Below are 9,167 nucleotides of genomic sequence, written 5' to 3' on the forward strand. Positions count from 1 at the left end.
CATTTCTGAAATAGTTACGCATAGCCTTTTTTCATGGTCAAGCCTCCTCTATGTCCTCGGCGACCGCCGTTGAAGAGCGGCGCCCATCCCTCAAGGCTCAGACTGAAAGTGATCGACATGACGTTTCATCGAAACACCATCGCGCTTACGGGCGTTTGCCTTGCCTCGCTGCTGTTCGGCCTCGAAATCTCCAGCGTGCCGGTGATCCTCCCGAAGCTGGAAAACGTGCTTGCGGCCAGTTTCAAGGACCTGCAATGGATCATGAACGCCTACACCATTGCCTGCACGACGGTCCTCATGGCGACGGGAACGGTGGCCGACCGTTTCGGGCGCAAACGGGTGATGGTGACCACCACTGTCGCCTTCGGGCTCGCCTCGCTGCTCTGCGGCCTTGCGCCAAGCGCACCGCTCTTGATCGTCGCGCGCTTCCTGCAAGGCCTCGCCGGCGGAGCGATGCTGACCTGCAGCGTCGCGGTGCTGTCGCATCAGTTCCAGGACGGCCGCGAACGCGGCAAGGCCTTCGTCGCCTGGAGCGTCGTCTCGGGTATCGGCCTCGGCTTCGGGCCCGCGATCGGCGGCTTTATCGTCGCGCTGTCGAGCTGGCAGTGGGTGTTCCTCATCCACGTGCCGCTTGCGGTCCTCGCTTTGGCCTTCATCGGCGCCGGGGTCACGGAATCGCGCGACCGCAATGCCCAGAAGCTCGATTGGGCCGGCATGCTGACGCTCTCGTTCGCGGTATTCGGTTTCTCCTATCTGATCACCCAAGGGGCAGAGCTCGACTTGGGTGTCCGCATCGGTGTGACGTCCGCGGCGGCCGTCTCCTTCATCGCGTTCCTTGTCGCGGAGAGGATCAGTTCCTATCCCATGTTCGATTTCTCCGTGTTCCGCATCCGTCCGTTCTCGGGAGCGATCATGGGGGCTATCGGCATGAATTTCAGCTATTGGCCCTTCATCATCTACCTTCCGATCTATTTCTCGGGCGTCCTCGGCTACGACAGCACCACGACGGGTCTACTGCTGCTCGCCTACACGCTTCCCTTCATGCTGATGCCGCCGATCGCCGAGCGTCTGCGCGCCCGCTATCAGGCGCGGGTCGCGGTCCCTCTTGGGCTGCTGACATTGGGGATCGGTTTCATCGCCATGCGGATAGGTTCCGGGCTCGAAGGGGCCAGCTGGCTGACCATGCTGCCCGGAACGCTGATCGCCGGCATAGGCATCGGCTTGACCAATTCGCCGACCACCCATACCACGACCGGATCGGTGTCGCCCGATCGCGCGGGCATGGCGTCGGGCATCGACATCAGCGCGCGCCTGATCACTTTGGCCATCAACATCGCCGTGCTCGGGCAGCTGCTGACGCAAGGGATCGTTTCCCATCTACGCGTCACATTCGGAGCCGCCATCGACGGGAATCAACTGCGCCTGCTGGCGGAAAGGGTTGCCGGCGGCAATCTCGATGGTCTGACGCAAGCGTCGCCGGAACTCGCTGCTCTCGATCCGACCGGCGCGATCGTTCACGCCGCCCTGGTCAACGGCTTTGGCTGGGTCATGCTCTATAGCGGGGTCGGCGTGCTTCTGCTGTCGGTCATCGGCTTCGTCATCTTCGGCCCAGGCAGCTCCCTCTCAGCAGGAAAGAGCTCGGCCCGGAGTCCTGCGGAGGCCTAGACATCAGATCCGCGAACGGCACGTCATCCCTGACGCCTGGCCATGAAGGCCAGGCGCTCGAACAGATGCACGTCCTGCTCGTTCTTCAGCAGCGCGCCATGCAGTTTCGGCAGCGCGTTCTTGGGGTCGGCGCGCAGATCTTCCGGCGCGAAGTCGTCGGCGACCAGCAGACGAATCCAGTCGAGCGCCTCGGAGGTCGACGGCTTCTTCTTCAGCCCCGGCACCTCGCGGATCTCGTAGAATTGGGTGAGCGCGGCCCGCACAAGATTCTGCTTGATGCCGGGATAATGCACGTCGACGATTCGGTGCAGCGTCTCGATGTCGGGGAAGCGGATATAATGGAAGAAGCAGCGGCGTAGGAAAGCGTCCGGCAATTCCTTCTCGTTGTTCGAGGTGATGATGACGATCGGTCGAAATTCGGCACGGATGGTCTCGCCGGTCTCGTAGACGAAGAACTCCATCCGATCGAGCTCCTGCAGCAGGTCGTTGGGGAACTCGATGTCGGCCTTGTCGATCTCGTCGATCAAAAGCACGACCTTCTTCGGCGCCGCGAAGGCGTCCCAGAGCTTGCCGCGCTTGATGTAGTTCCTGATGTCGCTGAAACGGTCGTCGCCGAGCTGGCTGTCGCGCAGCCGCGAGACCGCGTCATACTCATAGAGGCCCTGCTGCGCCTTGGTGGTCGACTTGACGTTCCATTCGATGAAATCGAGATCGAGCGCAGCCGCCACCTGGCGGGCGAGCTCCGTCTTGCCGGTGCCGGGCTCGCCCTTCACCAGCAGGGGCCGCTCCAGCGCGATCGCGGCGTTGACCGCCACCATCAGATCCTTGTCGGCGACATAGGCCGCGGTGCCTTCGAAACGCATTTTTTCTCCTGATCGTTCGGCCGCGACCGTAAGGACGCCGCCTGGCCTGTGCAAGGCATAGCAACACCGCAAGGTGGCTGACGCAAATTTTGCCGGCGTTCGGCCGGCTGTCCTTCTGGCGCTCGGCCGGCCGTCGGCCTATATTGGCACCGGCGGTCTGCGCTTCCCGGCAGGAGAAACTTATCCCCGGGGCCTTATCGATCCTTAGGGAGCTGTCCCTGGGAAGACTCGTGGGTTTTCTCACACGGCGCCCACCTACTTTGTAGGCACCCGGGATCGACCTCTCCACCGGTTGTGTGGATCGTCACTCTCCCGATTTTTTGGGAGCTGCGCGATAGAGCAATTCCAGGAAAAGTGGGAACGGTTTTCCGTCCGGAATTGCGTCAAAACAAAGAGATAGAGCGGGTTGCCGTTTCCATGAAACGGTGAACCGCGCTAGAAAACGTCGCTCCTGCAACTCCATTCATATCCGGCCTTTTTTAGCGTCCGCGCATGACCTCAGCAAAAGACCTGAAAAAACAGCTTCGCAAGGAGGCCCTGGCGCGCCGCGATGCGCTCGATGAATTCTGGCGGGTTGAGATCGCGCTCGAAATGGCCGAGACCGCGAAGGCCGAGATCGCCGTCGAGCCGGGCCAAATCGTTTCCGGCTTCTGGCCTATGCGCTCCGAGGTCGACGTGCGGCCGCTGATGTTTGTGCTGCGCGAGAAGGGAGCCAGGCTCTGCCTGCCGGCGATCCTCGACAAGACAACGATCGTATTCCGCGAACTGGTGCACGGCGCGCCGATGGTCGAGATGGGCTTCGGCACGGTCGGGCCGCATGAGGAGGCTGAAGTGCTCGACCCCTCGCTTATGCTGGTGCCGCTTGCCGCCTTCGACGCACGCGGCCACCGCATCGGCTACGGCGCCGGCTATTACGACCGGGCGATCGCCAGGCTGGCCGACAAGGGGCTGACGCCCCGGCTGATCGGCATCGCCTTCGACTGCCAGGAAGTTGCGATGGTGCCGGAAGAGAACCACGACGTGATCATCCCGGAAATACTCACCGAGAGCGGGTTGCGCCGGTTCGCGCCTCGATTGTAGAAAAGCGTTTGAGAAACGCATGATCTTTTGCGGAAAGTCATGCAGCTTTTGCTTGTCGGACTTTCGGCGCAGGATCGTATGAGACTTCTCTTCCTCGGCGACATGGTCGGAAAAACTGGACGCACGGCGGTGTGGGAACAGCTGCCGGGCTTGATCTCCGACTTCAAGCTCGACTTCGTCATCGTCAATGGCGAGAACGCCGCCGGCGGTTTCGGCATCACCGAAGAGATCTTTCGCGAGACGCTGGCGGCGGGTGCCGACGTCGTCACCACCGGCAACCATGTCTGGGACCAGCGCGACGCGCTGATCTTCGCGCCGCGCGAGGAGCGCTTCCTGCGCCCCTCCAATTTTCCCAAGGGCACGCCCGGGCGCGGCTCGGGCGTCTATATCGCCAGGAACGGCGCGCGGGTGCTGGTCGCCAACATCATGGGGCGCGTCTTCATGCATCCAGAGCTCGACGATCCGTTCCAGGCCGGCGAGCGCGAGCTTTCCGCCTGTCCGCTCGGCGAGCAGGTGGATGCGGCGGTCATCGATTTCCACGCCGAGGCGACGTCGGAAAAGATGTGTTTCGCGCATTTCGTCGACGGCCGCGCCAGCCTGGTGGTCGGCACGCACACGCACCAGCCGACCGCCGACCACCAGATCCTCAATGGCGGCACCGCCTATATCTCGGATGCCGGCATGTGCGGCGACTACGATTCCTCGCTCGGCATGGACAAGGAAGAGCCGCTCAATCGCTTCCTTTCGAAAGTGCCGAAGGGCCGGTTCGAGGCGGCGAGCGGGCCGGCGACGCTCTGCGGCATCGGCGTCGAGATCTCCGACCGCACGGGTCTTGCCGAGAAGATCGCGCCGTTTCGTCGCGGTCCGCGGCTGGAGGAAACGGCGCCGTCCTTCTGGTCGTGACATTGATATGAGGACCTCAAGCACCTAACTCCCGCGGAACTCGCCGAAAACCTGCTTCAGATCGTAGAGGGGGACGACCTTCATGCAGCTTGTCGAATTCCTGGCGCCGCACTTCGCCTTCGTTTCCGATCCAACCGCGTGGGTCGCGCTGCTGACGCTGGTGGTGCTGGAGGTGGTGCTCGGCATCGACAATCTGATCTTCATCTCGATCCTCACCAACAAGCTGCCGGAAGCGCAGCGCGCCCGCGCGCGCAGGCTGGGCATCTCGGCGGCGCTGGTGATGCGCCTCATCCTGCTCGCCACGATCTCGATCATCGTGCAACTGACGACGCCGGTGTTCACGGCGTTCGGGCACGGCTTTTCCTGGCGCGACCTGATCCTGATCGCCGGCGGCCTGTTCCTGGTCTGGAAGGCGACCAAGGAAATCCACCACACGGTCGACCCGCAGGACCATCAGGACACGATGGTGGGCGGCGCGCTGCAGATGAGCCTTGCCGGCGCCATCTTTCAGATCCTTTTGCTCGATCTCGTCTTCTCGATCGATTCCATCATCACCGCCGTCGGCATGACCGACGAGATCGCAATCATGTATATCGCAGTGATCGTGGCGGTGAGCGCGATGATGCTGGCAGCCGGACCGCTTGCCGATTTCATCGCCAGGAACCCCAGCATCGTCATGCTGGCACTGGGTTTCCTCTTGATGATCGGCATGACGCTGATCGCCGACGGCATGGGCTATCACGTGCCCAAGGGCTACATCTATGCCGCCATGGGATTTTCCGCCCTGGTCGAGGGCCTCAACATGCTGGCGCGCCACCGCAAAAAACAGAGGTCGGGCAGCGGGCATTGACTTTACAAGATTGTACATACATATTTGTACGCAGCGGAGATGCTTTTGCAGTTCGAATGGGACCCTGAAAAAGCCAGACGCAACCTTGCCAAGCACGGTGTCGCTTTCGATCTTGCACAGAAGGTTTTCGATGATCCGCTCCATCTCGTTGTGCCTGACCGTTTTGAAGATGGTGAGCAGCGATGGCATGCGATCGGTATGGTCGGAACTCGGGTGATCCTGCTGGTCGTTCATACCTACCCGAATCCGGCCGACGAAGAACGCGTTCGAGTCGTCGGTGCTCGCAAAGCCACCCCGCATGAAAGGAGGCGTTATGAGCAAGAAGGACCTTAGCCAGGGTCAGCGCGATCAACTCGCCAAGCTCGCCGACCTACCCGACGACCAGATCGACACCCTCGATATTCCCGAAGCACCGGCGGAGAATTGGGTTCACGCTCGCCGGGGCTATCTCTACCGACCCCTTAAGCAGCCGGTCACCATTCGGCTCGATGCCGACGTGCTTGCCTGGTTCAAGGAGCATGTAGAGGGTGGTGGTTATCAAACCGAAATCAATCGAGTGCTTCGCCGCTATGTGGCGGAGCAGGAGAGGCGCCGAGCCTAACGGCTATTCGGCCGAAATGCCCTTGGGATGGCGGTCGCCGATCAGGCCGAGCGTCAGGCCTTGTTCCAGCCACGCCTTGGCGCCGGCCAGCACCAGCGAGAAGCCGCCGGTGGATTCGACCGCCTGCTTCACCTGCTCGTCGCCGGAGCCGGCGAAGCCGAAATTGCGGACTTCGAGGAAGGTTATGTCGCCGGGCATCTTGGTGAAGGTCCAGACCACGGTGGTCGGCGGATCGCTCCACTGCATGACGATCTTCTCGTTGGGGACGATCTCGCTGACCTCGACCTTGGTCGAGACGCCATACATGCGCCACTCCCATTGAACCGTCTTGCCCTCGTCCAGCCGGCCGCTGGAATGCGTGAACCAGAACTTCGTGGTGATCGCTGGATCGACAATCGCCTCGAAAACGTCGGCGAGGGGCCGGCGGATCAGCATGCCGGCTTCGGCGATGGGGCTCTCTTTGAGTTCCATGGTGTTCTCCCTGTTTCGCATCAGGGCAGGTTGATCTGCCAGGAAACGCCGAACCGGTCGTTGAGCCATGCGAAGCACTGGCTGAATCCGTAATTGCCGGTCGGCATCAGGAACGACCCCTCCTTGGACAGAACGTCGACAATACGGCCCAGTTCCTGCTCGGAGGAGCAGTCGACGAAGAAGGAGAAGGACGGCGTGAAGGCGAAGGCGTGATGCACCGGGCTATTGAAGATCATAACCTCCTGGCCGCCGATCGAGGCACGCGCCAGCTTGACGGTTCCCTCGGGCCCGTCCTCACCGACGCCATAACGTGTGACGTCGAGGACGTGGCTCGCCGGAATGGTCTCGCAATAGAGGGTCACGGCCTCCTCGGCCCGGCCTTCGAACATCAGGAATAGCGTTACCTTCACAACCAGGGCTTCCTCTTTTTCAAATGTTGGTCTCGTTGGCCGGCTCGCCCTTCATCTCGGCGCGATAGTAGCCGTCGCGCAGGTTGATGCCGTATTCGAGATAGGCCTTCATGCACGCCAGCATCTGCGACCAGCCCTCGCAATTGAGGTAGGACTTCTTCAGGCCGACCTCGCCTTCGCGCCAGCCGGCTTCGGCGATGGTGACGAAGGTCCCGCCGTCATCCAATGGCTCGAAATTCATCTCGATGCGGGTCTTGTAGGCTGGTTTGCCTTCGGCGTCGGTCGCATCCCAGCGCAGCACGATGCGTTTGTCCTTGGTCACCTCGTCGACCTCGACCGGAACCGTCTTCCACCAGGTCACGGTGGTGCCGGCGACCAATGGGGCGGAAGCGCCGCCGATGGTGGTGAAATAGCCGCTGAGCTTCGTCGGATTGACGACTGCGTCGAAGACCTCGGCGACCGGTTTGCCGATGCGTCCGGAAATCCTGAATCCAAGAGACATATCCACAGCTCCTTCCTTGCTTGCCCAAACGATATGTTATAGAAATATAACATGTCAAGCCAAACCGCAGACGATCATGTTTTCAAGGCTTTGGCGCATCCGCGCCGGCGCGAGCTGCTGGACCGCCTGAAGGATCAGCCGCAGACCACCGGCGCGCTCTGCGAGGCTTTCCCGGACATGGACCGCTGCACGGTGATGATGCATCTCAAGGTGCTCGAAGAGGCAGATCTGGTCGTGGCGAAGCGCGAGGGGCGCGAACGCTGGAACCATCTCAACGCTTTGCCGATCAAGCAGATCCACGACCGCTGGATCAGCCAGTATGCCGGCCACGCCATCAGCATCCTCCACCGGCTCAAGTCGGACTTGGAGAGATGACACAGTCCTTACGCGACTGGCTTCGGCGCCGGCTCATCGGCGCGGCTGGACGAATTGAGCCGATTTATCTATAAGCCGGCCATTCCGACAGAGAGCGCCGCGTGCCTTCGCAGGCATAGCTCAGACGTTCTGAAAATTTGAATTCGAGCATTTTGCCGATGCCGGGTGATCGCTCCCGGCCGAAAAATGCTCTAGCCGAACACGACAGGGGTGCCATGGCTGGCCATTCGCAATTTAAGAACATCATGCACCGCAAGGGCCGCCAGGACGCGGTGCGGTCGAAAATGTTTTCCAAGCTGGCGCGCGAAATCACCGTCGCCGCCAAGACCGGCACGCCGGACCCGGCGATGAACCCGCGGCTGCGCCTTGCGGTGCAGAACGCCAAGGCGGTCTCGATGCCGAAGGACAATATCCAGCGCGCCATCAACAAGGCCTCCGCCGGCGACGCCGAAAACTACGAAGCGGTGCGCTATGAGGGCTACGGCCCCGGCGGCGTGGCGCTGATCGTCGAAGTGCTGACCGACAACCGCAACCGCTCGGCGTCCAATGTACGCGCCGCCTTCACCAAGGCCGGCGGGGCTCTCGGCGAAACCGGCTCGGTGTCCTTCATGTGGGACCGCATCGGCGAAATCTACTATCCGGCTTCGGCCGGCAGCGCCGACAAGGTGATGGAAGCGGCGATCGAGGCCGGCGCCGACGACGTCGAGTCCGACGAGGAAGGCCACACCATCTATTGCAGCTTCGAAAATCTCGGCGACGTGTCGAAGTCGCTGGAAGCCGCGCTCGGCGAGGCGGAATCGGTGAAGCCGATCTGGCGGCCGCAGAACAATGTCCCGGTCGACGAAGAGCGGGCGCAGTCGCTGATGAAGCTGGTCGCCACCCTCGAGGACGATGACGACGTGCAGAGCGTCTACGCCAATTTCGAGGTCGACGACGAGACCATGGCCAAGCTCAGCGCGGCCTGAGTCGGCCACGCGATCCAATATGAGTGAGAAGCCGCTTCCGATCATCCGCATCACCTACTGCACGCAATGCCTGTGGCTGTTGCGTGCAGGCTGGATGGCGCAGGAATTGCTGTCGACCTTCGGCACGGATCTCGGCGAGGTGACGCTGGTGCCGGGCACCGGCGGCATCTTCACCATCACCTGCAACGATCAGCTTATCTGGGAACGCAAGCGCGACGGCGGCTTTCCGGATGCAGCAAAGCTCAAGCAGCTTGTCCGCGACGTCATCGATCCTGACCGCGACCTCGGGCATGCGGACCGCAAAACGCACAAGACAGACCCCGCCTGAGGCGGGGTCAGACTGCTGACAAACCCCTGGCTTTTGCCGGGGGTTTTTGATTCACTGGGTCATGTTGAAGCGACCCGCCCCCGAACAGACCGCGCTCGAGATGGTGACGTTGGATCAGCTGGTTCCGGCTGATCATCTGTTGCGCAAGATCGAT

Annotated in this window: 13 protein-coding genes and 1 other RNA gene; 10 read left to right on the forward strand and 4 right to left on the reverse strand. The window is 61.8% G+C overall.

Annotation, left to right across the window (positions count from 1 at the left end):
- Positions 1 to 117: 117 nt before the first annotated feature.
- Positions 118 to 1,665 (forward strand): MFS transporter, encoded by a 1,548-nt coding sequence (locus tag P9236_RS27620; RefSeq protein WP_278077785.1) that lies wholly within the window; start codon positions 118 to 120, stop codon positions 1,663 to 1,665.
- Between the two features lie 23 nt (positions 1,666 to 1,688).
- On the opposite strand, the gene P9236_RS27625 is transcribed toward P9236_RS27620, so the two are convergent.
- Complete coding sequence (locus P9236_RS27625) at positions 1,689 to 2,528, reverse strand: MoxR family ATPase (RefSeq protein WP_278077786.1); 840 nt, start codon at positions 2,526 to 2,528, stop codon at positions 1,689 to 1,691.
- Between the two features lie 151 nt (positions 2,529 to 2,679).
- Between P9236_RS27625 and ssrS the strand changes: the two genes are divergently transcribed.
- The 6 genes from ssrS to P9236_RS27655 all read left to right on the forward strand — a co-directional run bounded on the left by ssrS (position 2,680) and on the right by P9236_RS27655 (position 5,962).
- Positions 2,680 to 2,835, forward strand: a non-coding RNA gene (ssrS, locus tag P9236_RS27630) — 6S RNA.
- Positions 2,836 to 3,020: 185 nt separating this feature from the next.
- A complete protein-coding gene (locus P9236_RS27635) occupies positions 3,021 to 3,608 on the forward strand; it encodes a 5-formyltetrahydrofolate cyclo-ligase (RefSeq protein ID WP_278077787.1) in 588 nt (195 codons plus the stop codon).
- 78 nt (positions 3,609 to 3,686) lie between these two features.
- Positions 3,687 to 4,511: a YmdB family metallophosphoesterase gene (locus P9236_RS27640; protein WP_278077788.1), complete on the forward strand. Its 825-nt coding sequence runs from the start codon at positions 3,687 to 3,689 to the stop codon at positions 4,509 to 4,511.
- Positions 4,512 to 4,593: 82 nt separating this feature from the next.
- Positions 4,594 to 5,361, forward strand: coding sequence for a TerC family protein (locus tag P9236_RS27645; protein ID WP_278077789.1), 768 nt, complete (start codon positions 4,594 to 4,596; stop codon positions 5,359 to 5,361).
- Between the two features lie 39 nt (positions 5,362 to 5,400).
- The gene (locus tag P9236_RS27650; RefSeq protein ID WP_278077790.1) at positions 5,401 to 5,694 is read left to right on the forward strand and encodes a BrnT family toxin; all 294 of its coding nucleotides are present in this window, start codon (positions 5,401 to 5,403) and stop codon (positions 5,692 to 5,694) included.
- Positions 5,675 to 5,962: a BrnA antitoxin family protein gene (locus P9236_RS27655; protein ID WP_278077791.1), complete on the forward strand. Its 288-nt coding sequence runs from the start codon at positions 5,675 to 5,677 to the stop codon at positions 5,960 to 5,962. Before P9236_RS27650 ends, P9236_RS27655 begins: the two co-directional genes overlap by 20 nt.
- Before the next feature lie 3 nt (positions 5,963 to 5,965).
- On the opposite strand, the gene P9236_RS27660 is transcribed toward P9236_RS27655, so the two are convergent.
- Genes P9236_RS27660 through P9236_RS27670 form a run of 3 tightly spaced genes read right to left on the reverse strand, consistent with a single transcriptional unit; the run spans position 5,966 to position 7,345 of the window.
- On the reverse strand, positions 5,966 to 6,433 hold the full coding sequence (locus P9236_RS27660) for an SRPBCC family protein (protein ID WP_278077792.1): 468 nt from the start codon (positions 6,431 to 6,433) through the stop codon (positions 5,966 to 5,968).
- 20 nt (positions 6,434 to 6,453) lie between these two features.
- Positions 6,454 to 6,843 carry a VOC family protein gene (locus P9236_RS27665; RefSeq protein ID WP_347405212.1) on the reverse strand — a complete coding sequence of 130 codons (390 nt, stop codon included), beginning with the start codon at positions 6,841 to 6,843 and terminating at the stop codon, positions 6,454 to 6,456.
- Positions 6,844 to 6,862: 19 nt separating this feature from the next.
- A complete protein-coding gene (locus P9236_RS27670) occupies positions 6,863 to 7,345 on the reverse strand; it encodes an SRPBCC domain-containing protein (RefSeq protein WP_278077793.1) in 483 nt (160 codons plus the stop codon).
- Positions 7,346 to 7,396: 51 nt separating this feature from the next.
- On the opposite strand from P9236_RS27670, the gene P9236_RS27675 reads away from it, so the two are divergent.
- From P9236_RS27675 to P9236_RS27685, 3 genes are all read left to right on the forward strand, one after another.
- A complete protein-coding gene (locus P9236_RS27675; protein ID WP_278077794.1) occupies positions 7,397 to 7,720 on the forward strand; it encodes a helix-turn-helix domain-containing protein in 324 nt (107 codons plus the stop codon).
- Positions 7,721 to 7,935: 215 nt separating this feature from the next.
- On the forward strand, positions 7,936 to 8,685 hold the full coding sequence (locus tag P9236_RS27680; RefSeq protein ID WP_278077795.1) for a YebC/PmpR family DNA-binding transcriptional regulator: 750 nt from the start codon (positions 7,936 to 7,938) through the stop codon (positions 8,683 to 8,685).
- A 19-nt stretch (positions 8,686 to 8,704) separates the two neighbouring features.
- Entirely contained in the window at positions 8,705 to 9,013 is a 309-nt protein-coding gene (locus P9236_RS27685) for a SelT/SelW/SelH family protein (RefSeq protein WP_278077796.1), read from the forward strand.
- The last annotated feature ends 154 nt before the right edge of the window (positions 9,014 to 9,167 follow it).

It is taken from the genome of Mesorhizobium sp. WSM4884 (assembly GCF_029625675.1).
Lineage (GTDB): Bacteria > Pseudomonadota > Alphaproteobacteria > Rhizobiales > Rhizobiaceae > Mesorhizobium.

Coding starts and splice junctions, on each gene's coding strand:
- P9236_RS27645 (WP_278077789.1), top strand. CDS start 4,594: ATGCAGCTTGTCGAATTCCTGGCGCCGCACTTCGCCTTCGTTTCCGAT.
- P9236_RS27650 (WP_278077790.1), top strand. CDS start 5,401: ATGCTTTTGCAGTTCGAATGGGACCCTGAAAAAGCCAGACGCAACCTT.
- P9236_RS27680 (WP_278077795.1), top strand. CDS start 7,936: ATGGCTGGCCATTCGCAATTTAAGAACATCATGCACCGCAAGGGCCGC.
- P9236_RS27625 (WP_278077786.1), bottom strand. CDS start 2,528: ATGCGTTTCGAAGGCACCGCGGCCTATGTCGCCGACAAGGATCTGATG.
- P9236_RS27670 (WP_278077793.1), bottom strand. CDS start 7,345: ATGTCTCTTGGATTCAGGATTTCCGGACGCATCGGCAAACCGGTCGCC.
- P9236_RS27675 (WP_278077794.1), top strand. CDS start 7,397: ATGTCAAGCCAAACCGCAGACGATCATGTTTTCAAGGCTTTGGCGCAT.
- P9236_RS27660 (WP_278077792.1), bottom strand. CDS start 6,433: ATGGAACTCAAAGAGAGCCCCATCGCCGAAGCCGGCATGCTGATCCGC.
- P9236_RS27655 (WP_278077791.1), top strand. CDS start 5,675: ATGAGCAAGAAGGACCTTAGCCAGGGTCAGCGCGATCAACTCGCCAAG.
- P9236_RS27620 (WP_278077785.1), top strand. CDS start 118: ATGACGTTTCATCGAAACACCATCGCGCTTACGGGCGTTTGCCTTGCC.
- P9236_RS27640 (WP_278077788.1), top strand. CDS start 3,687: ATGAGACTTCTCTTCCTCGGCGACATGGTCGGAAAAACTGGACGCACG.
- P9236_RS27685 (WP_278077796.1), top strand. CDS start 8,705: ATGAGTGAGAAGCCGCTTCCGATCATCCGCATCACCTACTGCACGCAA.
- P9236_RS27635 (WP_278077787.1), top strand. CDS start 3,021: ATGACCTCAGCAAAAGACCTGAAAAAACAGCTTCGCAAGGAGGCCCTG.